This is a genomic window from Streptomyces sp. NPDC041968, from assembly GCF_055589025.1.
Window position 1 is genome coordinate 17,630 of the sequence record NZ_JBVJCB010000011.1, and the last position, 25,790, is coordinate 43,419.

The 25,790-nt window shown below is 70.9% G+C and carries 24 protein-coding genes and 2 riboswitches; of the genes, 15 read left to right on the forward strand and 9 right to left on the reverse strand.

Going from position 1 to position 25,790, the window contains the following annotated elements:
• Nucleotides 1-6: 6 nt before the first annotated feature.
• Complete coding sequence (locus ACZ6EG_RS25495; protein ID WP_356610459.1) at nucleotides 7-102, reverse strand: putative leader peptide; 96 nt, start codon at nucleotides 100-102, stop codon at nucleotides 7-9.
• A 76-nt stretch (nucleotides 103-178) separates the two neighbouring features.
• Entirely contained in the window at nucleotides 179-2,440 is a 2,262-nt protein-coding gene (gene glgX / locus ACZ6EG_RS25500; protein WP_391971914.1) for a glycogen debranching protein GlgX, read from the reverse strand.
• A 161-nt stretch (nucleotides 2,441-2,601) separates the two neighbouring features.
• Here glgX and ACZ6EG_RS25505 point away from each other — a divergent pair, with 161 nt between their 5' ends.
• From ACZ6EG_RS25505 to ACZ6EG_RS25525, 5 genes are all read left to right on the forward strand, one after another.
• Entirely contained in the window at nucleotides 2,602-3,828 is a 1,227-nt protein-coding gene (locus ACZ6EG_RS25505; RefSeq protein ID WP_391971913.1) for a L,D-transpeptidase, read from the forward strand.
• 144 nt (nucleotides 3,829-3,972) lie between these two features.
• Nucleotides 3,973-5,229: a L,D-transpeptidase gene (locus ACZ6EG_RS25510; protein WP_469607898.1), complete on the forward strand. Its 1,257-nt coding sequence runs from the start codon at nucleotides 3,973-3,975 to the stop codon at nucleotides 5,227-5,229.
• Nucleotides 5,230-5,318: 89 nt separating this feature from the next.
• Nucleotides 5,319-6,086 carry an enoyl-CoA hydratase/isomerase family protein gene (locus tag ACZ6EG_RS25515; RefSeq protein WP_469607901.1) on the forward strand — a complete coding sequence of 256 codons (768 nt, stop codon included), beginning with the start codon at nucleotides 5,319-5,321 and terminating at the stop codon, nucleotides 6,084-6,086.
• Nucleotides 6,087-6,385: 299 nt separating this feature from the next.
• Nucleotides 6,386-6,889, forward strand: a complete 504-nt coding sequence (locus ACZ6EG_RS25520) for an ATP-binding protein (RefSeq protein WP_391971911.1) — start codon at nucleotides 6,386-6,388, stop codon at nucleotides 6,887-6,889.
• Between the two features lie 97 nt (nucleotides 6,890-6,986).
• Nucleotides 6,987-7,595 carry an ADP-ribosyltransferase gene (locus ACZ6EG_RS25525; RefSeq protein WP_391971910.1) on the forward strand — a complete coding sequence of 203 codons (609 nt, stop codon included), beginning with the start codon at nucleotides 6,987-6,989 and terminating at the stop codon, nucleotides 7,593-7,595.
• Nucleotides 7,596-7,611: 16 nt separating this feature from the next.
• On the opposite strand, the gene ACZ6EG_RS25530 is transcribed toward ACZ6EG_RS25525, so the two are convergent.
• Nucleotides 7,612-8,250, reverse strand: coding sequence for a GNAT family N-acetyltransferase (locus tag ACZ6EG_RS25530; protein WP_469607905.1), 639 nt, complete (start codon nucleotides 8,248-8,250; stop codon nucleotides 7,612-7,614).
• 138 nt (nucleotides 8,251-8,388) lie between these two features.
• On the opposite strand from ACZ6EG_RS25530, the gene ACZ6EG_RS25535 reads away from it, so the two are divergent.
• A complete protein-coding gene (locus ACZ6EG_RS25535) occupies nucleotides 8,389-8,601 on the forward strand; it encodes an EF-hand domain-containing protein (RefSeq protein ID WP_053137345.1) in 213 nt (70 codons plus the stop codon).
• A 52-nt stretch (nucleotides 8,602-8,653) separates the two neighbouring features.
• Nucleotides 8,654-9,430: an NADPH-dependent F420 reductase gene (locus ACZ6EG_RS25540; protein ID WP_391971908.1), complete on the forward strand. Its 777-nt coding sequence runs from the start codon at nucleotides 8,654-8,656 to the stop codon at nucleotides 9,428-9,430.
• A gap of 6 nt (nucleotides 9,431-9,436) precedes the next feature.
• Here the strand turns inward: ACZ6EG_RS25540 and ACZ6EG_RS25545 are convergent, their stop codons facing one another.
• The 6 genes from ACZ6EG_RS25545 to gcvT all read right to left on the reverse strand — a co-directional run bounded on the left by ACZ6EG_RS25545 (nucleotide 9,437) and on the right by gcvT (nucleotide 16,037).
• Nucleotides 9,437-9,994 (reverse strand): glycoside hydrolase family 25 protein, encoded by a 558-nt coding sequence (locus ACZ6EG_RS25545; RefSeq protein ID WP_391971907.1) that lies wholly within the window; start codon nucleotides 9,992-9,994, stop codon nucleotides 9,437-9,439.
• Nucleotides 9,995-10,122: 128 nt separating this feature from the next.
• Nucleotides 10,123-11,538, reverse strand: coding sequence for an MFS transporter (locus tag ACZ6EG_RS25550; RefSeq protein ID WP_391971906.1), 1,416 nt, complete (start codon nucleotides 11,536-11,538; stop codon nucleotides 10,123-10,125).
• Nucleotides 11,539-11,654: 116 nt separating this feature from the next.
• Entirely contained in the window at nucleotides 11,655-13,022 is a 1,368-nt protein-coding gene (locus ACZ6EG_RS25555; RefSeq protein ID WP_469607914.1) for an L-serine ammonia-lyase, read from the reverse strand.
• Between the two features lie 94 nt (nucleotides 13,023-13,116).
• Nucleotides 13,117-14,394 (reverse strand): serine hydroxymethyltransferase, encoded by a 1,278-nt coding sequence (glyA, locus tag ACZ6EG_RS25560; protein WP_391971904.1) that lies wholly within the window; start codon nucleotides 14,392-14,394, stop codon nucleotides 13,117-13,119.
• A 15-nt stretch (nucleotides 14,395-14,409) separates the two neighbouring features.
• Nucleotides 14,410-14,787 (reverse strand): glycine cleavage system protein GcvH, encoded by a 378-nt coding sequence (gene gcvH, locus ACZ6EG_RS25565; protein WP_104633323.1) that lies wholly within the window; start codon nucleotides 14,785-14,787, stop codon nucleotides 14,410-14,412.
• A gap of 131 nt (nucleotides 14,788-14,918) precedes the next feature.
• Nucleotides 14,919-16,037 (reverse strand): glycine cleavage system aminomethyltransferase GcvT, encoded by a 1,119-nt coding sequence (gcvT, locus tag ACZ6EG_RS25570; protein ID WP_391971903.1) that lies wholly within the window; start codon nucleotides 16,035-16,037, stop codon nucleotides 14,919-14,921.
• A 39-nt stretch (nucleotides 16,038-16,076) separates the two neighbouring features.
• A riboswitch (glycine riboswitch) is annotated at nucleotides 16,077-16,193 on the reverse strand.
• Nucleotides 16,194-16,288: riboswitch (glycine riboswitch) on the reverse strand.
• Between the two features lie 179 nt (nucleotides 16,289-16,467).
• Between gcvT and ACZ6EG_RS25575 the strand changes: the two genes are divergently transcribed.
• The 8 genes from ACZ6EG_RS25575 to ACZ6EG_RS25610 all read left to right on the forward strand — a co-directional run bounded on the left by ACZ6EG_RS25575 (nucleotide 16,468) and on the right by ACZ6EG_RS25610 (nucleotide 25,741).
• A complete protein-coding gene (locus ACZ6EG_RS25575) occupies nucleotides 16,468-17,136 on the forward strand; it encodes an AAA family ATPase (protein ID WP_391971902.1) in 669 nt (222 codons plus the stop codon).
• A gap of 75 nt (nucleotides 17,137-17,211) precedes the next feature.
• Nucleotides 17,212-18,015 (forward strand): enhanced serine sensitivity protein SseB, encoded by an 804-nt coding sequence (locus ACZ6EG_RS25580; RefSeq protein WP_469607919.1) that lies wholly within the window; start codon nucleotides 17,212-17,214, stop codon nucleotides 18,013-18,015.
• Between the two features lie 125 nt (nucleotides 18,016-18,140).
• Nucleotides 18,141-18,938, forward strand: a complete 798-nt coding sequence (locus tag ACZ6EG_RS25585) for an enhanced serine sensitivity protein SseB C-terminal domain-containing protein (protein WP_391971900.1) — start codon at nucleotides 18,141-18,143, stop codon at nucleotides 18,936-18,938.
• A gap of 315 nt (nucleotides 18,939-19,253) precedes the next feature.
• Complete coding sequence (locus tag ACZ6EG_RS25590) at nucleotides 19,254-20,261, forward strand: ABC transporter permease (protein ID WP_469607921.1); 1,008 nt, start codon at nucleotides 19,254-19,256, stop codon at nucleotides 20,259-20,261.
• Between the two features lie 70 nt (nucleotides 20,262-20,331).
• Complete coding sequence (locus tag ACZ6EG_RS25595; RefSeq protein ID WP_356610476.1) at nucleotides 20,332-22,122, forward strand: ABC transporter substrate-binding protein; 1,791 nt, start codon at nucleotides 20,332-20,334, stop codon at nucleotides 22,120-22,122.
• A gap of 108 nt (nucleotides 22,123-22,230) precedes the next feature.
• Nucleotides 22,231-23,229 (forward strand): ABC transporter permease, encoded by a 999-nt coding sequence (locus tag ACZ6EG_RS25600; RefSeq protein WP_053142842.1) that lies wholly within the window; start codon nucleotides 22,231-22,233, stop codon nucleotides 23,227-23,229.
• Nucleotides 23,226-24,323, forward strand: coding sequence for an ABC transporter ATP-binding protein (locus tag ACZ6EG_RS25605; protein ID WP_356610478.1), 1,098 nt, complete (start codon nucleotides 23,226-23,228; stop codon nucleotides 24,321-24,323). The genes ACZ6EG_RS25600 and ACZ6EG_RS25605 overlap by 4 nt, the downstream gene beginning before the upstream one ends.
• A gap of 23 nt (nucleotides 24,324-24,346) precedes the next feature.
• Nucleotides 24,347-25,741, forward strand: a complete 1,395-nt coding sequence (locus ACZ6EG_RS25610; protein ID WP_469607925.1) for an ABC transporter ATP-binding protein — start codon at nucleotides 24,347-24,349, stop codon at nucleotides 25,739-25,741.
• Nucleotides 25,742-25,790: the final 49 nt, after the last annotated feature.

The following is a 25,790-nucleotide window of genomic DNA, read 5'->3' on the forward strand; positions in this document are numbered from 1 at the left end:
CGCGGGTCAGCGACAGACGGCGCCGGCGTGCCGGCACAGGTCGACGTGGCGTCGCGCCACGAGCGCGACGCCCACGCACCGGCGGGCAGCGGAAGACCTCATGGGCAGGGACGCTCCCAGCAGGCCGGTGCCCCGGTCAAGAAGATCACCGCGGAGTTCACGGAGCCGAAACGACAGCTCAGGCGACGACCCGCAACAGCAGCACCGACCGTGCCGGGACCGGGACCTCCGCGCCCGCCGGGTGGGTCCCGCCCGGCGCCTCGGCCTGCTCCTCCCCGCTGGTGTCGACGACCACCTCGTACCGCTCCGCCCACGGCGCGGCCGGCAGGACGAAGGCCGCGGGGCGCTCCCCGGCGTGCAGCACCGCGAGGAAGCTGTCGTCCACGATGGGGTCCCCGCGCTCGTCGCGGCCCGGGATGTCCCGCCCGGACAGGTACATGCCGAGGGTGGCGGCGGGCGCGTACCAGTCCCGTTCCGTCATCTCCGTGCCCCGCGGGGTGAACCAGGCCAGGTCGCGCAGGCCGTCCGCGGAGTGCGCGCGGCCGGAGAAGAACGCCCGCCGGCGCAGCACCGGATGCCGGTGGCGCAGCGCGATCAGCCGGGAGGTCAGCTCGAACAGGGGCCGCCACTCCGGGTCGTCCAGCAGGCTCCAGTCGACCCAGCTGATCGCGTTGTCCTGGCAGTAGGCGTTGTTGCTGCCGCGCTGGGTGCGGCCCAGCTCGTCGCCCGCGACCAGCATCGGCACCCCGGTCGACAGCAGCAGCGTCGTCATCAGGTTGCGCAGCTGGCGCCGCCGCAGGGCGCGTACCGCCTCGTCGTCCGTCTCCCCCTCCGTGCCGCAGTTCCAGGACCGGTTGTCGTCCGTGCCGTCCCGGTTGCCCTCGCCGTTGGCCTCGTTGTGCTTGCGCCCGTAGGAGACCAGGTCGCGCAGTGTGAAGCCGTCGTGCGCGGTGACGAAGTTGACCGACGCGTACGGCCGTCGCCCGCCCCACGCGTACAGGTCGCTGGAGCCCGACAGCCGGTAGCCCATCTCCCGCACGTCCGGCAGGGCGTGCCGCCAGAAGTCCCGCACGGCGTCGCGGTAGCGGTCGTTCCACTCCGTCCACAGGGGCGGGAAGGCACCCACCTGGTAGCCGCCCGAGCCGACGTCCCAGGGCTCGGCGATCAGCTTCACCCGCCGCAGCACCGGGTCCTGCGCGATCACCGCGAGGAACGGGGACAGCATGTCGACGTCGTGCATGGAGCGGGCCAGCGCCGCCGCCAGGTCGAAGCGGAAGCCGTCCACCCCCATCTCCGTCACCCAGTACCGCAGGGAGTCGGTGATCAGACGCAGTACGTGCGGCTGGACGACGTGCAGGGTGTTGCCGCAGCCCGTGTAGTCGGCGTAGCGGCGGGCGTCCGGCTGGAGACGGTAGTAGCCGCGGTTGTCGACGCCCTTCAGGGAGAGCGTCGGGCCCAGCTCGCCCGCCTCGGCCGTGTGGTTGTACACCACGTCGAGGATGACCTCGATCCCGGCCGCGTGCAGCGCGCGCACCATCCGCTTGAACTCGCCGACCTGCTCCCCCCGGGTGCCGGCGGCGGCGTAGGCCGCGTGCGGAGCGAAGTAGCCGATCGAGTTGTAACCCCAGTAGTTCTTCAGGCCGCGCTTCAGCAGGTGGTCCTCGTGCGCGAACTGGTGCACCGGCAGCAGCTCCACCGCCGTCACGCCGAGCCGCACCAGGTGCTCGATCGCCGCCGGATGCGCCAGACCGGCGTACGTCCCGCGCAGCTCCTCGGGGATGCCGGGGTGCAGCTTGGTGAAGCCCCGCACGTGCAGCTCGTAGATCACCGAGTCCGCCCACGGCGTCTTCGGCCGACGGTCGTCCGACCAGTCGTCGTCGTCATGGACGACCACGCCCTTCGGCACGTACGGCGCCGAGTCCCGGTCGTCGCGCACGGTGTCCGCCACGTGCTGCTCCGGCCAGTCCCGCACGTGCCCGTACACCTCGGGCGGCAGCGCGAAGTCGCCGTCCACCGCACGGGCGTACGGGTCGAGCAGCAGCTTCGCCGGGTTCCAGCGGGCGCCGGTCCACGGGTCCCAGCGGCCGTGCACCCGGAAGCCGTAGCGCTGCCCGGGACCCACGCCCGGCACGAAGCCGTGCCAGATCTCGTGCGTCAGCTCCGTCAGCCGCACCCGGCGCTCCCCGCCCCCGGGGCCCCGCTCGTCGAACAGGCACAGCTCCACCGCCTCCGCCCCGCCCGCCCACAGCGCGAAGTTGGTGCCCGCCACCTGGTCCGGTCCGGTCCGGAACCGGGCGCCCAACGGCACGGGTGTGCCCGGCCAGGCCGGCACGGCGGTGGGCGGCGCGGCACGCCGCGAGCCGTTCACCACGACGGCGGGGCGCCCGTCCTCGGCGGCCGGCTTCCCGGCCACCGCCTCCTGCTCGGCTGCGCTGGACACCTGTCAGCCTCCTGCGGCTCGTGGAACGACGTGCCGGCTACGGGGAGAAGGGCGCGGCGTCCCCACCGCTGCTCCCCGTCGCGTCGTCCTCCCCACTGTTCTGCCCACCGCATGGCTCGCACTCACGTTTCCCCAGGGCGGACCGGTCGTTACGGGTGGATGTGAGGCACGTACATGGGCGCGCACGGCGCGCGGGGGCCGCTCTGGCCGCCGTACTGACATGGGCAGGACTGCTGGCCGGGGCCGCCGGATGCACCTCGGACGGCGGTGGGATCGGCGAGGTCTTCGGCAAACCCCCCGCCGCCGAGGACGTCATCCGGGTGACCCCGGACGACGGCAGCAAGGGCGTCCGGCCGGACGGGAAGCTGTCGGTCCGGGTGCCCGGCGGGCGCCTGGAGTCGGTGAAGGTGGTCAGGTCGCAGGACGCGCGGGAGACCCCGGTACCGGGCCGGATCTCCGACGACGGCCTGAGCTGGCGGCCCGACGACGACCGGCTGGCACTCGCCGCGAAGTACACCGTCGACGTCGTGGCCCTGGACGGCCACGCGCGCCGCGCGGCCCGGCACACCACCTTCACCACCTACGTCCCCGAGGAACGCTTCATCGCGTACGCCGCTCCCGAGAACCGCTCGGTCGTCGGCACCGGCATGATCGTCTCGCTGTCGTTCAGCCGGGAGATCACCGACCGCGCCGCCGTCGAGCGCGCCGTCTCGGTCACCGCGAAGCCCGCCACCGAGATCCGCCCCCACTGGTTCGGCAAGGACCGCCTCGACTTCCGCCCCGAGGAGTACTGGAAACCCGGCACCAAGGTCACCGTCGACCTGCGGCTGCGGGACGTCGAGGGCGCGCCGGGGGTGTACGGGCTCCAGCGCAAGTCGTTCTCCTTCACCGTCGGCCGCAGCCAGGTCTCGCTCGTCGACGCGGCCGAGCGGACCATGCAGGTGCGCCGCGACGGCACCCTGCTGACCACCGTGCCGATCACCGCCGGAGCGCCGTCCACCCCCACCTACAACGGCAAGATGGTGATCACCGAGATGCTCGACGTCACCCGCATGAACAGCCGCACGGTCGGCTTCGGCGGCGAGTACGACATCCCCGACGTCCCGCACGCCATCCGACTGACCAGCTCCGGCACCTTCCTGCACGGCAACTACTGGGCGCCCACCGACACCTTCGGCCGGGCCAACGTCAGCCACGGCTGCGTCGGCCTGCGCGACGTCAAGGGCGGTGGCGCCGACACCCCGGCCGGGTGGTTCTTCGACCGCAGCCTGATCGGCGACGTCGTCGAGGTGGTCCACAGCAAGGACAGGACCGTCGCCCCCGACAACGGGCTCGGTGGCTGGAACATGAACTGGAAGAAGTGGAAGGCGGGCACCGCGGTGAAGTGACCCTGACACGCGCCCCCGCAACTCGGTACGGAACAGTGACATTTGCACGGTCCCCGGCGCCCCTGGCCTGCGGTTACGATGCGCCGGTGCGCGCGGGCGCACTGGGGTGCGGGCCCCGGAGCGGGCCCGGCGAGGGGAGACGAGTTGAACGTGCGTCCGATATCGGGGGCGTCACCGGCGGGCATCCGGGGACGGGGCGGCAAGGGACGCGGCAGGGCACTGCCGGCGCTGGCACTGGGCGTACTGCTCACGGTCACCGCCTGCGGCGGGGGCGGCTCGGGCGCCGGAACCGGGGACGGCGGCAGAGACGCCAAGGACTCCACCGCGGCCCAGGGCAAGCAGTCCGAGGCCGTGGTCACGATCGCCCCGAAGGACGGGGCGAAGGCCGTGGACACCAGCGGTGACCTGAAGATAGGCGCCGCCAAGGGCAAGCTGACCGAGGTCGTGGTCAAGGACGCCGACGGGGGCAGGGTCGACGGGAAGATAGCCGGCGACGGTGCCACCTGGACGCCGTCCACCCACCTGGCCGCCTCCACCACCTACACCGTGCACGCGGTCGCCAAGGACTCCGAGGGCCGCACGGCCGCCGAGGACTCCCGCTTCACCACCCTGACACCGGAGAACACCTTCACCGGCACCTTCACACCGGAGGACGGCTCGAAGGTCGGCGTCGGCATGCCGTTCTCGATCCGCTTCTCCCGGGGCATCACCAACCCGGAGGACGTCGAGAAGGCCATCCGCATCAGGACCGAACCGGCTGTCGAGGTCGAGGGCCACTGGTTCGGCAACGACCGCCTCGACTTCCGCCCGGAGAAGTACTGGAAGCCCGGCACCGAGGTCACCGTCGACCTCGCCCTCGACGGCGTCGAGGGCCGCGACGGCGTCTACGGCGAACAGGCCAAGACCGTCTCCTTCACCGTCGGCCGCAGCCAGGTCTCCGTCGTCGACGCCAAGAAGCTCACCATGAAGGTCGTGCGCGACGGCAAGACCGTCAAGACCATCCCGGTCACCACCGGCGCGCCCGGCTACGAGACCTGGAACGGCCAGATGGTCATCACCGAGCGGCTCCCGGTGACCCGCATGAACGGCGAGACGGTCGGCTACGGCGGCGAGTACGACATCAAGGACGTCCCGCACGCCATGCGCCTGTCCACCTCCGGCACCTTCATCCACGGCAACTACTGGGGCGGCGACGCCTTCGGCAACCGCAACGCCAGTCACGGCTGCATCGGCCTGCGCGACGTCCGCGGCGGCTGGGACGAGAAGGCGCCGGCCGCCTGGTTCTTCGAGAACTCGCTCATCGGCGACGTGGTCGTGGTGAAGAACTCCGACGACGCCACCATCGCCCCGGACAACGGCCTCAACGGCTGGAACATGTCCTGGGAGAAGTGGAAGACCTGAGTCCGCACCGGCCCGCGGCCCCGGTGCCGACCTCCGTGTGAGGTACGGCACCGGGGCCGATGCCGTTAGTCCCCGTTAACCTGCTGGGCATGACCGTGAATCTCGAAGTCGCCGACGGCGTCGGCACGCTGCGCCTGGACCGCCCGCCCATGAACGCGCTGGACATCGCCACCCAGGACCGGCTCAAGGAGCTGGCCGAGGAGGCCACCCGCCGCGAGGACGTACGCGCCGTCGTGCTGTACGGCGGGGAGAAGGTGTTCGCCGCCGGCGCGGACATCAAGGAGATGCAGGCGATGGACCACGCGGCGATGATCGTGCGCGCCCGTGCCCTCCAGGACTCCTTCACGGCGGTCGCCCGCATCCCCAAGCCGGTGGTCGCGGCCGTCACCGGCTACGCCCTCGGCGGCGGCTGCGAACTCGCGCTCTGCGCCGACTTCCGCATCGCCGGCGAGAACGCCAAGCTCGGCCAGCCCGAGATCCTGCTCGGCCTGATCCCCGGCGCCGGCGGCACCCAGCGGCTGTCCCGGCTGATCGGCCCCTCCAGGGCCAAGGACCTCATCTTCACGGGCCGCCAGGTCAGGGCCGACGAGGCGCTCACCCTCGGCCTGGTGGACCGGGTGGTTCCGGCCGGCGAGGTGTACGAGCAGGCGCGCGCCTGGGCCGCCCGGCTCGCCAAGGGACCCGCGATCGCGCTGCGCGCGGCGAAGGAGTCCGTCGACACGGGTCTGGAGACGGACATCGAGACCGGTCTCGCCGTCGAGCGGAACTGGTTCGCCGGCCTGTTCGCCACCGAGGACCGTGAGCGCGGGATGCGCAGCTTCGTGGAGGAGGGCCCGGGGAAGGCGAAGTTCCTCTGAGAGACCTCCGCCCCCCCCGCCTGCGAAGTCGTCGCTCGTCCCGCGCAGTTGACGCCGTGTCTGATCCGGGTCCCTCGATGGGGCGGTTTATGGCAGCCTTAACGCACCATTAAGCGCGTCGTGTCGAGGGAGCCCGCAGCTTGTTACCGGTCCAGCCGTCCGCGCAGGTCAGTGGGGCTGTTTCGGCCCCTGAACTGCCTTTGGCATATGCCGGACGAACGCCGTCCGTCCCCGCCCCCGCGGGTGCGTATTCGCCGGGAACGCCCCCGGTGGCCCCCGGGGGCGGCCATGATGGGGATATGGCGGGGCTGGAGGACACGGAACAGCCGCGGGGAGCCGGACGTGCGACCGCGGCGCGCTGGTCGCCGGCGGTGGAGGACGAACGCGCACTGAAGGCACTCGAGTTGTTCGGCAGCCCCACAGAGTGCGAGGTTCCGCTGCCGTCCCGCCCGGAGTCCGCGGCCACCGCCCGCCGACTGGCTCAGGTCGTCGCCCTGCGCCAGTGGAACCTCGGCCCCAAGACCACGGAGGACACCGTCCTGCTCGTCTCCGAACTGGTGGGCAACGCCGTACGCCACACCGGCGCCCGGATCTTCGGCCTGCGTATGCGGCGCCGCCCCGGCTGGATCCGCGTCGAGGTCCGCGACCCCTCCCGCGGCCTGCCCTGTCTGATGCCGGTGCAGGAGACGGACATCAGCGGGCGCGGCCTCTTCCTCGTCGACAAGCTGTCCGACCGATGGGGCGTCGACCTGCTGCCGCGCGGCAAGACCACCTGGTTCGAGATGCGGGTCCTGGACCGCTGACGGCCCATCTGCCGCCGCGCGCAACCCCGTTCGCCCAACACGCCGCCCACGGGTGACGATCCGCACTCCGGCACCGGGCAGCCGGGATCGTACCCGCATGATCACGACTCGCCTGCGGCGCCGGGCCGCCGCCGCCGTCCTCTCCCTCTCCGCCGTCCTCGCCACCTCGGCCGCCACCGTGCCCGAGGCGGCCCCCGCGACGGCGCCCGCGAAGGCCGCCCCCGCCTGCCCCCTGCTCGACGACCGCATCGAGGCCGCCACCGACCGCACGGTCGACGTCGACCGCATCACCCCCGAGCCGGTCTGGCGCACCTCCTGCGGCACCCTCTACCGCAGCGACAGCCGCGGCCCGCAGGTCGTCTTCGAAGAGGGCTTCCACGCCAAGGACGTCAAGAACGGCCAGTACGACATCGAGAAGTACGTCCTGGTCAACCAGCCCTCGCCGTACGTCTCCACCACCTACGACCACGACCTGTACAAGACCTGGTACAAGTCCGGCTACAACTACTACGTCGACGCTCCCGGCGGCATCGACGTGAACAAGACCATCGGCGACACGCACAGGTGGGCCGACCAGCTCGAGGTCGCCTTTCCCGGCGGCATCCAGCGGCAGTACATCATCGGCGTCTGCCCGGTCGACCGGCAGACCAAGACCGAGATCATGAGCGAGTGCGAGAGCAACCCGCACTACAAGCCCTGGCACTGACCGCCCCGGCCCCCGCTCAGGGCCGCAGGAACAGCGCCTCCGACCCCACCGGCGTGTAGCCCGCCGCCTGGAACGCCCGCAGGCTGCGGGCGTTCCCCGCCGACACCTGCGCCCACACCGGCTCACCCCCCGCCAACTGCCGCGCCGCCGTCACCAGGCGCCGCCCCAGCCCCCGGTGCCGGGCCCCTTCCGCCACCTCCACGGCGACCTCCAGACGTCCGGCGACCCCCCGGCCCAGCACCAGCATCCCGCCGTCCGCCGCCCACACCCGCACCTCGTCGCGCCGCCTGCGGGCGGACGCCACCCGGGGATGCCCGGGATCGGCGACCTCCGTCAGCGCGGTGCCCGGCCCGCCCGGAAGCGGAGCGCCGGTCAGCAGCACGTCGATCGTGTCCGTCGTCCTGCCCGTGCGCTCCGCGAAGGCGGTCAGGAACCGGGCGTTCATCGTCGCGGCGAGGGGATCGCAGCCGAGCCCGTCCAGCGTCCTGCGCACCCACCCCGGGTCCTCGTCCGTGAAGACCACCGAGTGCGCCGTGAAGGCGATCACGCCCGCGTCCCGGACGCCGTGCTGCGGTACCACGGTGGTACCGCCGTCGGCCGCCGGGAAGAGACCCCGCGCCACCGAGTCCAGAATGTCGTGCAGGCTCCCCGTCACACCGTGCTCCTCGTGTCGCCTCCGCGCGGGGGTGGTCGCCGCGTCGCAGGCGCGCGGGGGCAGCTAATCTGACCTGCGTCAGACGCGTCCGCTGGGGTGACCAGCGTACGGGCGGAGCACGGAATGAGGGGCGGATCGGTGGCGGACATCGAGGAAGCACGCAAGCAGTTCGACCGGATCGACACGGACGGTGACGGCTTCATCACCGCGGCCGAGTTCAAGACCGCGCTGGCCCAGGGCGGCGACTGGAACGTCACCGAGTCGGTGGCCGAGGCGATCATCGCCGGCCGTGACCTCGACGGGGACAAGCTGCTGTCGTTCGACGAGTTCCGGGCCCACCTGAACAAGTGACGACGCCGTGCGCAGGGGCGCCCTCCGGTCACCCGGAGGGCGCCCCTGCGGCATGCCCGGCGGGCCGCGGAACACCCGGCGGCGCGGGCGTGTTGACACCGGGTACCGGCGCGAGTCGCCGGTCTCCGCACGACACGACCTCCGGAAGGCCAGGCGAGTCAGCATCATGAAGATCGGCATCATCGGCGCGGGCAACATCGGCGGCAACCTCACCCGACGGCTCACCGCCCTCGGGCACGACGTCTCGGTGGCGAACTCCCGCGGCCCGCACACGCTCACCGCACTGGCCGAGGAGACCGGCGCGACCCCCGTACCGGTCGGGGAAGCGGCGCGCGGCGCCGAGATCGTCGTCGTCACCGTCCCCCTGAAGGCGGTCCCCGACCTGCCGTCCGGCGTGCTCGACGGGGCGGCCGACGACGTGGCCGTCATCGACACCGGCAACTACTACCCGCGCCAGCGCGACGGCAGGATCGCCGCCATCGAGGACGAGGGCCTCACCGAGAGCCGCTGGACCGGACGCCACCTCGGCCACACCGTGGTCAAGGCCTTCAACGGCACCTACGCACAGGACATCCTGGACCGCCCGCGTCCGTCCGGCGACCCGGACCGCATGGCCCTCCCGGTCGCCGGTGACGACGCGGCCGCCAAGGCGAAGGTCCGTTCGCTGATCGACGAGCTGGGCTTCGACACCGTCGACGCGGGCGGCATCGACGAGTCCTGGCGCCAGCAGCCCGGCACCCCGGTGTACGGCCTGCGCGAGGGCGTCGAGGGCGTCACCAAGGCGCTGGCGGAAGCGTCCCCGGAACGGCAGGCCGACTTCCGCGGCTGACCCGCCTCAGGCGCCGTCGGCCCACGTCTTCAGCGCGGCCTTGCTCGCGAAGTCCGCCACATTCGTGTCGACGGGGTCGTCGGTGTACTGGTGGAAGCGCCACTTGGCCTGGATGCGGGGTTTGCCGGCCGACACGTAGTCGGCGATCCAGAGACCGTCGCCGGCGTACGAGGTGGTGTCGACGTTGAGCCAGAAATTGCGGTTGCAGTAGAGGATGACCCGGTTGTCCGGCCGCAGTGCCTTCACCTTGCGGATGAAGCTGTCCTTCTCCGCGTTGCTCGCGTGGGTGCCGTCGCCCGTCGTCTCCCAGTCGACGGCGAGGATGTCGCCGGGCCGGTCGGGTGCCTTGGAGACGAAGTACTCGGCCTGGGCGGTGAGGTTGCCCGGCCACAGGAAGTGGTAGAAGCCGACGACGAGTCCGGCGTCGCGGGCCCGTTTCGTCTGGGCGGCGAGCTTGGGGTTGACGTACGAACGGCCCTCCGTCGCCTTGACGAAGACGAAGGAGAGGCCGTCCGTGCCGTAGCTGGAGGACTGGTACGCGCTCACGTCGATGCCGCGCAGCATGAGAACTCCCTCGTAGCCTGTGGGGCTGAAGTGCCCTGTGGACGGAGGTTGTTGTTATGCCCGGGATCGGCGGCCGTACGCCGGGCGCGAGGACGCTCGGCGTACGGGAGGGGTGAACGCCGGTCGCATCAGGGGGCGGAGGAGGTGACCGCGGCCCGGGGGGCGTCCGCGTCGGCGGGGGCCGCGTCGCCGTCGTCCAGGGAGACGTCCTTCGTCTCCTTGGAGAGGAGCAGCGCGACCAGCGTCAGCACCGCCATCGCCGAGAGGTAGACACCGACGAGCCACGGCGAGCCGTCACCGGCCTCCCACAGCGCCACCGCGATGAACGGGGCGACGGCCGCCCCGAGGATCGAGCTGACGTTGTACGAGATGCCGGAGCCGGTGTAGCGCACGCTGGTGGGGAACAGCTCGGGCAGCAGCGCGCCCATCGGGCCGAAGGTCATGCCCATCAGCGTGAAGCCGAGCACCAGCCAGAGCACCACACCGAGCGTGCCCAGGCCGATCAGCGGCACCCAGACCAGCCCGAAGACCACGATCGCCGCGGTGATCCAGATCAGGGTGGAACGGCGGCCGTACCGGTCGGCGAGCGGCCCGGAGACCAGGGTGAACGCGGCGAAGAACAGCACACCGAAGATCATCATCAGGACGAAGGTCGTGTAGCCGTACCCGAGACCGGGCACGGCGGCGTCCTCGGCGGCCCGCCCGTAGCTCAGCGAGAACGTGGTCATCAGGTAGAACAGCACGTACGTCGCCAGCATGATGAAGGTGCCCAGGACCAGCTGCTTCCAGTGGCCCTGCACCACGGTGGCCAGCGGCAGCTTGCGCACCCGGCCGGCCTCCTGGGTCTTGGCGAAGACCGCCGACTCGACCAGCCGCGACCGCACCCACAGGCCGATCGCGACCATCACGGCCGAGAACAGGAACGGGATGCGCCAGCCCCACTCGACGAAGGCGTCGGAGGGCTGCGTGGGGTCGGCGCCGGCCGTGGAGGGCAGCAGCGCCCCGATGATCAGGAACAGGCCGTTGCCGATGATGAAGCCGAGCGGGGCGCCCAGCTGTGGGAAGGTCCCGTACAGGGCGCGCTTGCCGCGGGGGGCGTTCTCGGTGGCGACCAGGGCCGCGCCGCTCCACTCACCGCCGAGCGCGAAGCCCTGCGCGATCCGCATCAGCACCAGCAGCGCGGTGGCGACCCAGCCGGCCTGGGCGTAGGTGGGCAGGACGCCGATCAGGAACGTGGCGATGCCCATGGTGAGGAGCGAGACCACCAGCGTCTTCTTGCGGCCGAGCCGGTCGCCGAGGTGGCCGAAGACGACGGCCCCGATCGGGCGGGCCACCATCGCGGCGCCGAAGACCGCGAAGGAGGAGAGCAGGGCGGTGGTCGGGTCGCTGCTCGGGAAGAAGAGCTTCGGGAAGACCAGTACGGCCGCGGTCGCGTAGATGTAGAAGTCGTAGAACTCGATCGTCGTGCCCATGAGGCTGGCGACGAGGACGCGGGAGCGCGGATTGACGGGCGCCGGGGACGGGCCTGAGGCTGGTGCGGGCATGTCTCGGTCTTTCACGTGCGAAAGGTGCTGGCACCGCCACGATCTCAGGCGTCTCATTTTTCAGTTGTTCCATGTCACGATGTGAGACGCGTGGTCCGTGCCCCGCCCGGCGCCGCTCAGCACTCGATGATGTTGACCGCCAGCCCGCCCCGCGCCGTCTCCTTGTACTTCACCGACATGTCGGCGCCGGTGTCCTTCATGGTCTTGATGACCTTGTCGAGGGACACCTTGTGGGAGCCGTCGCCGCGCATCGCCATCCGCGCGGCCGTGACGGCCTTCACCGCGGCCATGCCGTTGCGCTCGATGCACGGGATCTGGACCAGGCCGCCGACCGGGTCGCAGGTGAGGCCGAGGTTGTGCTCCATGCCGATCTCCGCCGCGTTCTCCACCTGCTCGGGGCTGCCGCCCAGCACCTCGGCGAGCGCGCCGGCCGCCATGGAGCAGGCGGAGCCCACCTCGCCCTGGCAGCCGACCTCGGCGCCGGAGATGGAGGCGTTCTCCTTGAAGAGCATGCCGATCGCGCCGGCCGCGAGGAGGAAGCGGACCACGCCGTCCTCGTCGGCGCCGGGGACGAAGTTCATGTAGTAGTGCAGAACCGCCGGAATGATGCCGGCCGCGCCGTTGGTGGGAGCCGTGACGACCCGGCCGCCGGCGGCGTTCTCCTCGTTCACGGCCATGGCGTAGAGCGTGATCCACTCCATCGACAGGGCCAGCGGGTCGCCCTCGGAGCGGAGCTTGCGCGCGGTGTTGGCGGCGCGGCGGCGGACCTTGAGGCCGCCGGGGAGTATGCCCTCGCGGGACATGCCGCGCTCCACGCAGGCCTGCATCACGCGCCAGATCTCCAGCAGGCCCTCGCGGATCTCGTCCTCGTCGCGCCAGGCCCGCTCGTTCTCCAGCATCAGGGCGGAGATGGACAGGCCCGTCTCGCGGGCCAGCCGCAGCAGCTCGTCGGCGGTGCGGAAGGGGTACTTCAGCACGGTGTCGTCGAGCACGATGCGGTCGGCGCCCACCGCGTCCTCGTCGACGACGAAGCCGCCGCCGACCGAGTAGTAGGTCTTGGTCAGCACCTCGGCGCCCTGCGCGTCGTACGCCCACAGCGTCATGCCGTTGGCGTGGTAGGGGAGTGCCTTGCGGCGGTGCAGGACCATGTCGTCGTCGTAGGAGAAGGCGATCTCGTGCTCGCCGAGCAGGCTGAGGCGGCCCGAGGACCTGATCGTCTCCACGCGGTCGTCGGCGGTCTCGACGTCCACCGTGCGCGGGGAGTCGCCCTCCAGGCCGAGCAGCACCGCCTTGGGGGTGCCGTGGCCGTGGCCGGTGGCGCCGAGCGAGCCGTACAGCTCGGCGCGGACCGAGGCGACGGAGCCCAGCAGCTCCTCGCCGCGCAGTCGGCGGGCGAACATGCGGGCCGCGCGCATCGGGCCGACCGTGTGCGAGCTCGACGGGCCGATGCCGATCGAGAACAGGTCGAAGACCGAGATGGCCACGGGGACTCCTCAGAACGGGGGTGGTGCAGAGGGCGGTGCGGGGTGGGGCGCCGGGCTCGCTTGTGGCGGGCCCGGCGCCCCGGACGCGCGGTGTCTACTTGTTCAGACCCGGGTACAGCGGGTGCTTGTCGGCCAGGGTCTTCACCCGGGCCTTGAGGGCTTCGGCGTCGGCGGCCCCGAAGGGAGAGGGCGCCTTCAGTGCCTCGGCGATCACGTCCGCGACCTCGGCGAAGTCCTCGGCGGTGAAGCCGCGGGTCGCCAGGGCCGGCGTACCGATGCGCAGACCGGAGGTCACCATCGGCGGACGCGGGTCGTTCGGGACGGCGTTGCGGTTGACCGTGATGCCGACCTCGTGGAGGCGGTCCTCGGCCTGCTGGCCGTCCAGCTCGGAGTCGCGCAGGTCGACGAGGACCAGGTGGACGTCCGTGCCGCCGGTCAGGACCGACACGCCCGCCGCCTTCGCGTCGTCCTTCACCAGGCGCTCGGCCAGGATGCGGGCGCCTTCCAGCGTACGACGCTGGCGCTCCTTGAAGTCCTCGCTCGCGGCGACCTTGAAGGCGACGGCCTTGGCGGCCACCACGTGCTCCAGCGGGCCACCCTGCTGACCGGGGAAGACGGCGGAGTTGATCTTCTTGGCCAGCTCGGCCGTGGAGAGGATCACACCGCCGCGCGGGCCGCCCAGCGTCTTGTGGGTGGTGGTGGTCACGACGTGGGCGTGCGGGACCGGGTTCGGGTGCAGGCCCGCCGCGACCAGACCGGCGAAGTGCGCCATGTCGACCATCAGGTACGCGCCGACCTCGTCCGCGACCTCGCGGAACGCGGCGAAGTCCAGCTGACGCGGGTAGGCCGACCAGCCGGCCACGATCAGCTTCGGCCGGTGCTCCTTGGCGAGGCGCTCCACCTCGGCCATGTCCACCTGGCCGTCGTCGCCGACGTGGTAGGGCACGACGTTGTAGAGCTTGCCGGAGAAGTTGATCTTCATGCCGTGGGTCAGGTGCCCGCCGTGGGCGAGGTTGAGACCCATGATCGTGTCGCCGGGCTTGAGCAGCGCGAACATCGCGGCCGCGTTGGCCTGGGCACCCGAGTGCGGCTGCACGTTGGCGTGCTCCGCGCCGAAGAGCGCCTTGACCCGGTCGATGGCGATCTGCTCGACGACGTCGACGTGCTCGCAGCCGCCGTAGTAGCGGCGGCCGGGGTAGCCCTCGGCGTACTTGTTGGTGAGGACCGAGCCCTGGGCCTCCATGACCGCGACCGGAGCGAAGTTCTCCGAGGCGATCATCTCCAGGGTGGACTGCTGGCGGTCCAGCTCGGCGTCGACGGCGGCGGCGACGTCGGGGTCGAGCTCGTGCAGGGGTGTGTTCAGAAGCGACATGCGGTCCGTGACTCCTCAGCCGGCGGTGAAGGCGGTGTACTCGTCGGCGGAGAGCAGGTCGGCCGGCTCGTCCGTGATCCGTACCTTGAAGAGCCAGCCGCCCTCGAAGGGGGCCGAGTTCACCAGCGACGGGTCGTTGACGACGTCCTCGTTGACCTCGGTGACCTCGCCGGAGACGGGGGAGTACAGGTCGGAGACCGACTTGGTCGACTCCAGTTCGCCGCAGGTCTCGCCCGCGGTGACGGAGTCGCCGACCTCGGGGAGCTGGACGAAGACCACATCACCGAGCGCGTTGGCCGCGTGCTCCGTGATGCCGACCGTCGAGGCGCCGTCCTCGGCGCCCGACAGCCACTCGTGCTCCTTGCTGTAGCGCAGCTGCTGGGGGTTGCTCATGGCCTGAATTCTCCTGTACGCGGGGGAGTGCTGCTGAAGGGGGTGCTGCGAGGGGGGATGCTGAAACCGCTGGTGGACGACGGGAGCGGGCAGCGGGCGTGTGCGGAGCGGCCGGGCCCGTCGCCCAGTGTCTACTTCTGGCGCTTGTAGAACGGCAGCGCCACGACCTCGTACGGCTCGTGGCTGCCCCGGATGTCCACGCCGACACCCGGCGTCCCCGGAGCCGCGTGCGCCGGGTCGACGTACGCCATGGCGATCGGCTTGCCCAGCGTCGGCGAGGGGGCGCCGGAGGTGACCTCGCCGACCACCTCGCCGCCGGCGACGACCTGGTACCCGGCGCGCGGGACGCGGCGGCCCTCGGCGACCAGGCCGACCAGGACGCGGGGCGGCTTCCGCTCCGCCAGGGAAGCGGCCTCGGTGAGCGCCGCGCGGCCCACGAAGTCGCCCTCCTTCTCGAACTTCACCACCCGGCCGAGCCCGGCGTCGAAGGGCGTCAGCGCCGTCGTCAGCTCGTGCCCGTACAGCGGCATGCCGGCCTCCAGGCGGAGCGTGTCCCGGCAGGACAGGCCGCAGGGGACCAGTCCGGCGCCCTCGCCCGCCTCGGTCAGCGCCTGCCACAGCCCGACCGCGTGCTCCGGCTTCACGAACAGCTCGAAGCCGTCCTCGCCGGTGTAGCCGGTGCGCGCGATCAGGGCCGGCAGGCCGGCCACGGTGCCGGGCAGACCGGCGTAGTACTTCAGGCCGTCCAGGTCGGCGTCGGTGAGGCTCTTCAGGATGGCCGGGGACTCCGGGCCCTGGACGGCGAGCAGCGCGTACGCGTCGCGGTCGTCGCGGACCTCGGCGTCGAAGCCGGCGGCCCGCTCGGTCAGCGCGTCGAGCACGACCTGGGCGTTGGAGGCGTTGGCGACCACCATGTACTCGGCGTCGCCCAGCCGGTAGACGATCAGGTCGTCCAGGATGCCGCCGTCCTCGCGGCAGATCATGGTGTAGCGGGCGCGGCCCGGCTTCACGCTGCCGATGTTGCCGACCAGCGCGAAGTTCAGCAGGTCGGCGGCGGCCGGCCCGGTGACCGTGATCTCGCCCATGTGCGAGAGGTCGAAGAGCCCGGCGCGGGTGCGCACCGCGAGGTGCTCGTCGCGCTCGGAGCCGTAGCGCAGGGGCATGTCCCAGCCGGCGAAGTCGGTCATCGTCGCGCCCAGCGCCCGATGCGTGGCGTCGAGCGCGGTACGGCGGAGTTCGGTACTGCTCATCGGTCGGTCGTCTCCCAGGACAGGACGGGGCGAGGTCGATCCTCCCCATCTGTCATCGGAACCTGAGAGGTTCGCCGTGACCACCGGAGCGCGGCGGTCAGGACTTGCACCTTGGGTGGGGCAGCCGTCGCGCGGCGGCCCGCTTTTCAGATGTGCCTCGCCCGCGCGGTAACGGTGCCTGAGAGATTCAAGGGAGGGACTTGCTCCTTCGGCGCCCCGGCGACGGCCGGGGACTCTCCCGCGCGGATTCAAACGGCCGGTATGCAGTTGGCGCCGCCATCATTGCATGCCGGGCCGATCCGTGGCAGACCGTGATCTGTAACCGGCTTGTGGCAGTAAGCGAACGAAAACGCGAGACCTGCGCATTACCTTCTCTTTACACTCGACGGGGAGGGGACTACGTGAACCGCCCCAGGGGAGGACGATCACGGTGAACAGGACCACGGCGTACGCCACCACCACGGGTCTCGCGCTGCCCGAGCAGCCGGTCGCCCCGGCCCCGGAGAAGTGCGCCGAACTGCCCGCACCCGTCGTCCGCGACCTGCGGGACCGCGGCGGCCACAGCCCGCACGCCCTGCTCTTCGGACCCCGGGACCTGGTGGTGATCACCGGCCTGCCCGGCAGCGGGAAGTCCACGCTGATGGAGCGCACCGTGCGCGGCCCGCGCATCGACTCCCAGGACACCCGTGACCGCTGGGACCGCCGCATGCCGCGCTTCCTGCCGTACGCGCTCTACCGCCCCCTCGTCCGCCTCGCCCACTACGCCGGACTGCGCCGCGCCCTGCGCTCCGGCGAGGGCGTGGTCGTGCACGACTGCGGCACCCAGGTCTGGGTGCGCGGCTGGATGGCCCGCGAGGCGCGGCGCCGCAAGGGCACCCTGCACCTGCTGCTGATCGACGTCGACGCCGACGAGGCGCTGGCCGGCCAGCGCGAGCGCGGCCGGGGCGTCTCGCGGTACGCGTTCCTGCGGCACCGCGCGGCCAACGCCCGGCTGCTGCGCGCGGTCACCGAGGGCTCCCTGCCCGTCGGCTGCACCTCGGCGATCATCCTGGACCGGGAGGCCGCGGGCGCGCTGCGCCGGATCGCCTTCACGGGGTGACACCCCGTAGGCCCCCGGTACCGAACGGGTTAGCCTTTTCAGCCACAGCAGCGGTACCAGGCAGGCGGTAGGCAGATGGACATCCCAGGGGGCCTCCCGGCGGACTTCTCCGCCGGCTTCCCGGCCCAGGCGCACCCCCACCCGCACGGCGGGTGGCCCGGCAACGAGCTGGAGGAGGTGCTGTCCGCCTCCCTCGGCGTGCCGGGCGCCGGCGGCCGGATCGTGGAGGTCCTCGGCCGCAGCTTCCTGTGGATACCCCTGCCGAACGGCGGCGGACCGGACAGCGGCCCCCTCGACCTGCCCTCGCTGGAGATCGAGGGCCAGGCCTACGTGCCGGTCTTCAGCTCCGAGGAGCAGCTCCGCCAGGTCGCCGGCGCGCAGATGGCGTACACCGTCGCCCCCGCCGCGGAGTTCGCCCGCGGCCTGCCCCCGCAGATCGGCATCGCCGTGAACCCGGACGGCGTGGTCGGCATCCCGCTGCCGCCCCCGGCCGTGGCCGAGCTGTGCCGGGCCGGCCGCACCCCGCTCGACGGGCCCGCGTCCGGCGGCCGGGTCCGCCTCTTCGAGCCGGACTGGCAGGACGACCCGGTGGACTTCCTCGCCGCGGCCTCCGCCGAGTTCGCCGCCATCGGCGTCGTGCGCACCGCCCGCCGCTGCCTGGCCGCCGTCGAGACCGCCGACCCGGTCATGTTCGTCGGCGTCGAGCTGACCCACTGGGAGGGCGACGCCCGCGCCCTGCCCCTGGACGCCCTGGGCCGCGCCCTCGCCGCGGCCCCCCTGAAGACGCAGGTCAACCTGGTGCTCCTGGAGGCGGCCCACGACCCGGTCTGCGACTGGATGCGCGCGCACGTCCGCCCGTTCTACGACCGGGACCTGTGAGGAGCGGCCCGCGACGAGGAGCCCGCCCCGGGAACGGACGAAGCACCCCGAGCGCAGGGGACCCCTGCCCGGCGGAGCCTTAAGCTGGTGCCACAACCGGGGAACTTCTCGAAGGGGCGATACGCGTGAGCGCCAGCGGCACCACGACCGGACAGGTCGAGCACATGCTGCGCCAGGTGACGCCCGGGCGCTACGACGCCTACGAGGCCCTGCTGCGCGCGCTCGCCACCCCCACCTCCGGCCAGGTGTGGATGCTGCTCTGGCACGGTCAGGCCGGCTCCCCGGACGCGCAGTACGGGAACATGGAGGTCGAGGGCTTCGGCTACGCGCCCTGTGTCACCTCCGCCCAGGAGCTGTCGGCCAGCGGCTGGAACCGGTCGTACGAGGTGGTCGACGGGCTCGAAGTGGCCCGCGCCCTCTACCCGGACCACTACGGCCTCTGGCTGAACCCGCATGCCCGAGGCGGCGGCGTCGGCATCCCGTGGCTCGACCTGCGCCGCATCGCCTCCGGCCTGGACCGCCAGCCCGCCGGGCCCCTGCGCCTGTCCGAACCGGCCATCGAGGTTCCGCAGTTCTACGCGCTGCTCGCGCAAAACGCCCACCGCACCCCGGCGGTCCGCGCCCTGCGCCGTGCCTGGGTGCAGCCGGCCCTCGGGGCGCCGTACCTCGCCATCGGCCTCGACGTGTACGACACCTCCCCGCCCGCCGTGGACGCGGTGCGCGCCATGATGCAGCAGTCCGTCGGCGCGGTGCCGGACGGGCTGCCGGTGTCGACGGTGGCGATGACCGACATCCACGACCCGGTCGCGATGTGGCTGCGTGCCAACGCCCGCCCCTTCTACGACCGTGAAGCCCACGCGGCGGCCCCCGCCCAGGCTCCGGCGGGGGGCTACGGGTACCCTCCGGCCGGGGGCGGATACTGACCGTCGCGGGGGCCGCCGTCTCGGTGGTGGGCGGACATCTTCGCGCGTAGACGAGGGCGTAAGACACCCCTGTGTCCCTGATGTCCCAACTCGTCCGCGTCCGACCCCCGTTACCCAGTGTCCGGATAACGGAACACCTCAAACAGCATCACGGTTACGCATCCATTCCCCGCCAAGTCTGGCTACAGATCGCCAAAGCGTTGAAGACTCCCGCAACAGGGGGTGATTGTTCGCCCCTGTGTACGACGGACTGATCACGCCGCTACAGCGGCAAGTGCGGGCCGGCTACCGCCGGTTGAGAGGGGTCCCTGCCAGATGACGGCACCATTGCACGAGCCGACCGCGGAAGCGGCCCCGAGTGCGGCCGAGGAAGCGGCGGTTGCCGGCGCCGAAGCCAAGGCGGTACAGGGACGTTCCCTGGGCAGGATCGCCTGGGAGCGCCTGAAACGGGACAAGCTGGCCCTCGGGGGCGGCGTGGTGGTGCTCGTCCTCATCCTGATCGCGGTGCTCGCCCCCGTGATCACCTCCCTCTACGGGCAGGACCCCAACGCGTTCAACGAGGACAAGATCGACCCGCTCTTCGGCACCCCGGTGGGGTCCCTGGGCGGCATCAGCGGCGAGCACTGGCTGGGCGTCGAGCCGGTCAACGGCCGCGACATCTTCGCCCGCATCGTGCACGGCGCCCAGATCTCGCTGCTCGTCGGCTTCCTCTCCGCGCTCGTCGCGGTGGTCCTCGGCACCGTCCTGGGCATCCTGGCCGGCTTCTTCGGCGGCTGGGTCGACGCCCTCATCAGCCGGGTCATGGACGGTCTGCTCGCCTTCCCGCAGCTGCTGTTCATCATCGCGCTGGTCTCCGTCATGCCCGACAACATGCTGGGACTGAGCGGCACGGGCGTCCGTCTGCTCATGATGATCCTGGTCATCGGCTTCTTCGGCTGGCCCTACATCGGCCGCGTGGTCCGCGGTCAGACACTCTCCATGCGTGAGCGGGAGTACGTCGAGGCGGCCCGGTCCCTGGGAGCCGGACGGTTCTACATCCTGTTCAAGGAACTGCTGCCCAATCTGGTGGCGCCGATCATCGTCTACACGACGATGATGATCCCCACCAACATCCTCACCGAGGCGGCGCTCAGCTTCCTGGGCGTGGGCGTCAAGCCGCCCACCTCGTCGTGGGGGCAGATGCTCTCGAGCGCGATCGACTACTACAAGTCGGACCCCATGTACATGGTGGTCCCCGGTGTGGCGATCTTCATCACCGTTCTTGCCTTCAACCTCTTCGGCGACGGCGTACGCGATGCGCTGGACCCGAAGGGCTCCCGCTGACCTGCCGTACCGGCAAGTGACCCGTGGTACCTGCACGGGGTCTCTCATCTAATCCGGAGGATCCGAGATCGTGACTACCCAACGCACCTCAGGGCGGCGCAAGCAGGCTTTGGCCGCTGCCGCAGTGGTCGCCGCGCTGCTGACCACAGCGGCGTGCGGCGGCGGCGGCGACGACAGCAGCGGCGGTTCGAAGAACGGCGCGCCCCAGTTCGACGCGGCCAACAACAAGGTCCTTCAGGCCGCCGAGGCCAAGAAGGGCGGCGAGCTGAAGTTCGCCAGCGCGCAGGACGCCGACTCGTGGGACACCACCCGCGGCTACTACGGCTTCATGTGGAACTTCTCGCGCTACTACAGCCGCCAGCTCGTCACGAACAAGACCGAGCCGGGCAAGGCGGGCGCGGAGGTCACCCCCGACCTCGCCACCGACGTCGCCAAGGTCTCCGACGACGGCAAGACCTACACGTACACCCTGCGTGACGGCGTCACCTGGGAGGACGGCAAGCCGATCACCTCCAAGGACGTCAAGTACGGCATCGAGCGCGTCTGGGCGCAGGACGTGCTGTCCGGCGGTCCGACGTACCTCAAGGAGGTGCTCGACCCGAAGGACGAGTACAAGGGCCCGTACAAGGACAAGTCCGCGGACAAGCTCGGCCTGAAGGCGATCGAGACGCCGGACGACAAGACCATCGTCTTCAAGCTCCCGCAGGCCAACTCGGACTTCGAGGAGATGCTCGCGCTGACCTCGGCGTCCCCGGTCCGCCAGGACAAGGACACCAAGGCGAAGTACGGCCTGCGTCCGTTCTCCTCGGGCCCGTACAAGTTCGAGTCCTACAGCCCGGGCAAGGACCTCAAGCTGGTCCGCAACACCGAGTGGAAGCAGGAGTCGGACCCGGTCCGCAAGGCGTACCCGGACAAGATCTCGATCAAGTTCTTCTCCAACGCCAACGACCTGGACGCCCGCCTGCTGGCCGGTGACTACGACATCGACCTGGCCCAGACCGGCCTGTCCCCGCAGGGCCGCACCACCGCCCTGCAGGAGCACAAGGGCAACCTGGACAACCCGGTCTCGGGTTACATCCGGTACGCGTCCTTCCCGCAGAACGTGAAGCCCTTCGACAACATCCACTGCCGCAAGGCCGTGCTCTACGGGGCCGACCACGTCTCCCTGCAGACCGCGCGCGGCGGCCCGGTCGCCGGTGGCGACATCGGCACCAACATGCTGCCGCCGTCCGTCCCGGGCTCCGAGGGCCAGAAGTACGACCCGTACGGCATGGCCGGTGAGAACAAGAAGGGCAACGTCGCCAAGGCCAAGGAAGAGCTGAAGGCCTGCGGCAAGCCGAACGGCTTCAAGACCACCGTCGCGGTCCGCAACAACAAGCCGGTCGAGGTCGCCACCGCCGAGTCGCTCCAGGCGTCGCTCAAGAAGGTCGGCATCGACGTCGAGATCTACCAGTACGACGGTGCCCAGTACGCCAGCGTCATCGGCAGCCCGACCAACGTGGCCAAGAAGGGCTACGGCATCATCATCATGGGCTGGGGCCCGGACTTCCCGTCCGTGCAGGGCTACGGCCTGCCGCTGTGGCACAGCGACTACATCCTCGACAGCGCGAACAACAACTTCGCGATGATCAAGGACAAGGCGATCGACGGTCTGTTCGCCGACTACCTGACCGAGCTGGACGACTCCGGCAAGGCGAAGATCGCCACCGAGATCAACCACAAGGTCATGGAGGGCGCGTACTACCTGCCCTTCGTCTTCGAGAAGTTCATCAACTGGCGCTCCAGCCGACTGGCGAACGTGTACACCACCGACGGCTACAGCGGTATGTACGACTTCGTCAACATCGGCCTGAAGAAGTAACCGGTACACCCGCCGTACGGCACGAAAGGCAGGTGAAGGCCGGCGCGGCGTGACCGTGGGCCGCCGGATGATCTCCGGCGGCCCGTGGTCCGCAGCGGGCCGCAACCCGTGCTCGCTTATCTCATCAGGCGGCTGTTCGCCGCCGCAGTGATGCTGGTGGTCATCATTCTGGTGGTCTTCGGCATCTTCTTCCTCGTCCCCAAGTGGGCGGGCGTCGACGTCGCCCTGAGCTTCGTGGGCAAGCAGGCGGACCCCGCCGCCGTCGAGGGTGTGCGACAGAAGCTGGGTCTGTCCGACCCGGTCTTCGTCCAGGCCTGGGAGTTCTTCAAGGGCATCTTCGCGGGCCGCACCTACGCGGCCGGCGGTGACGTCACCCAGTGCTCCGCGCCGTGCTTCGGGTACTCCTTCCGTACCGAGCAGTCCGTCTGGCCCGTCCTGACCGAGCGTTTCCCGGTGACCCTGGCTCTCGCGCTCGGTGCGGCCGTGCTGTGGCTGATCTTCGGACTCGCCGCGGGCGTGCTCTCCGCGCTCAAGCGGGGCACCCTGTGGGACCGCGGCGCGATGGTCGTCGCGCTCGCGGGCGTCTCCCTCCCCATCTACTTCACCGGCCTGGTCAGCCTGGCCGTCTTCTCCTACGGACTGGGCTGGATCGACGGTCAGTTCGTGCCCCTGGAGGAGAGCTTCACCGGATGGCTCGGCGGCATGATCCTGCCGTGGGTCACCCTGGCCTTCCTGTACGCCGCGATGTACGCCCGGATCACCCGGGCGACCATGATGGAGATCCTCGGCGAGGACTACATCCGCACCGCGCGCGCCAAGGGCCTCAAGGAGCAGGTCGTCATCCGCAAGCACGCCATGCGGTCGACCCTGACCCCGCTGCTCACCATGCTCGGCATGGACCTCGGCGCCCTCATGGGCGGCGCGATCCTGACCGAGACCACGTTCAGCCTCCCCGGCCTCGGCCAGAAGGTGCTGGACGCGATCCAGACCCAGGACCTGCCCTTCATCCTGGGCGTCGTCCTGATCACTTCCCTCGCGGTGCTGATCGCCAACCTCGTGGTGGACATCCTGTACGCCGTGATCGACCCCCGAGTGAGGCTCACATGACCGACCTGAGCAAGAGCGGAGCAGCCGTGGGCGAGCCCACCGGCACCTCGCCCGCGCCGAAGGCCTTCCTGGAGGTGCGCGACCTCAAGGTGCACTTCCCGACCGACGACGGCCTGGTCAAGTCCGTCGACGGACTCAGCTTCCAGCTGGAGAAGGGCAAGACCCTCGGCATCGTCGGCGAGTCCGGCTCCGGCAAGTCGGTGACCTCGCTCGGCATCATGGGCCTGCACACCGCCGGCCAGTACGGCAAGCGCAAGGCGCAGATCTCGGGCGAGATCTGGCTGGACGGCACCGAACTGCTCGGCGCCGACCCGGACCACGTGCGCAAGCTGCGCGGCCGGCAGATGGCGATGATCTTCCAGGACCCGCTGTCCGCGCTGCACCCGTACTACACGATCGGGCAGCAGATCGTGGAGGCGTACCGCATCCACCACGACGTGGACAAGAAGACCGCCAAGCGCCGTGCCGTGGAGATGCTCGACCGCGTCGGCATCCCGCAGCCGGACAAGCGTGTGGACAGCTACCCGCACGAGTTCTCCGGCGGTATGCGCCAGCGCGCGATGATCGCGATGTCGCTGGTCAACAATCCCGAGCTGCTCATCGCGGACGAGCCGACCACCGCGCTGGACGTAACCGTCCAGGCGCAGATCCTCGACCTCATCCGCGACCTGCAGAAGGAGTTCGGCTCCGCGGTCATCGTCATCACCCACGACCTGGGCGTCGTCGCCGAGCTGGCCGACGACCTCCTGGTGATGTACGGCGGCCGGTGCGTCGAGCGCGGCCCGGCGGAGAAGGTGTTCTACGAGCCCCGGCACCCCTACACCTGGGGCCTGCTCGGCTCGATGCCGCGGCTCGACCGCGACCAGCAGGAACGCCTCATCCCGGTCAAGGGCTCCCCGCCCTCCCTCATCAACCTCCCGTCCGGCTGCGCCTTCAACCCGCGCTGCCCGTACGCCGACGTGCCCAAGGACGACGTCACCCGCACGGTCCGCCCCGAGCTGACCGAGGTCGGCAGCAAGCACTGGGCCGCCTGCCACATGTCGCAGGAGCAGCGGGAGCGTATCTGGACCGAAGAGATTGCGCCGAAGCTGTGAGCGACAAGGCAGAGGACAAAGCGGTGACGATCCCCGCACAGACCGGCAGCGCAGAGGGCGCCGCGACCCTCACCAAGGATCCCGCCCCCGGCGAGACCCTGCTGAAGGTGACCGGGCTGCAGAAGCACTTCCCGATCAAGAAGGGCCTGCTGCAGCGCCAGGTCGGCGCCGTCCGCGCCGTCGACGGCATCGACTTCGAGGTCAGGTCCGGTGAGACCCTCGGCGTCGTGGGCGAGTCGGGCTGCGGCAAGTCGACCATGGGACGGCTGATCACCCGGCTCCTCGAACCGACCGCGGGCAAGGTCGAGTTCGAGGGCAAGGACATCACCCACCTCGGGGTCGGCGGAATGCGTCCGCTGCGCCGCGACGTGCAGATGATCTTCCAGGACCCGTACTCCTCGCTGAACCCGCGCCACACCATCGGCACGATCATCAGCGCCCCCTTCAAGCTCCAGGGCGTCGAGCCCGAGGGCGGGGTCAAGAAGGAGGTGCAGCGGCTGCTGTCGGTGGTCGGTCTCAACCCCGAGCACTACAACCGCTACCCGCACGAGTTCTCCGGCGGCCAGCGCCAGCGCATCGGCATCGCCCGCGCGCTCGCGCTCAACCCGAAGCTGGTCGTCGCCGACGAGCCGGTCTCCGCGCTCGACGTCTCGATCCAGGCCCAGGTCGTCAACCTCCTCGACGACCTCCAGCAGGAGCTGGGCCTCACGTACGTGATCATCGCGCACGACCTGTCCGTCGTCCGGCACGTCTCGGACCGGATCGCGGTGATGTACCTCGGCAAGATCATGGAGCTGGCCGACCGCGACCAGCTCTACAAGTCGCCGATGCACCCGTACACCAAGGCCCTGCTGTCGGCGGTGCCGATCCCGGACCCGTCCCGCAAGTCGGCCAAGAGCGAGCGCATCCTGCTCAAGGGTGACGTGCCCTCGCCGATCTCGCCGCCGAGCGGATGCCGCTTCCACACCCGGTGCTGGAAGGCGACGCAGATCTGCACGACCACCGAGCCGCCGCTGAAGGAGCTGCGGCCGGGCCAGCAGGTGGCCTGCCACCACCCGGAGAACTTCGAGGACCAGGCCCCGCAGGACGTCGTCCTGCTGACCGCGGCCAAGGAGGCGGCGGAGCTGGTGTCGGAGGAGGCCCTGGCCGAGTCCGCGGCGACCTCGGCGGCGGTGGCCGCCGAGGTCGAGGCCATCGCCGAGCACGCCGGGAACGCGCCGGAGGCGGAGGGTGCCGAGCCGGCCGCTGAGACCGCGGAGCCGGTCGCGGACGCTGCGGAGCCGGTCGCGGAGACCGCAGAGCCGGCCGCGGAGGCTGCGGAGCCGGTCGCCGAGAGCGATGAGGCCGCCGAGCCCGTCGCGAAGGGTGCCGAGCCCGCGAGGAGCGACGACGAGGAGTCTCCCGCCAAGGAGAAGTGATCCCGCCTCGTCGCCGAGCCCCCGCCTTCGTTCGCAAGGCGGGGGCTCG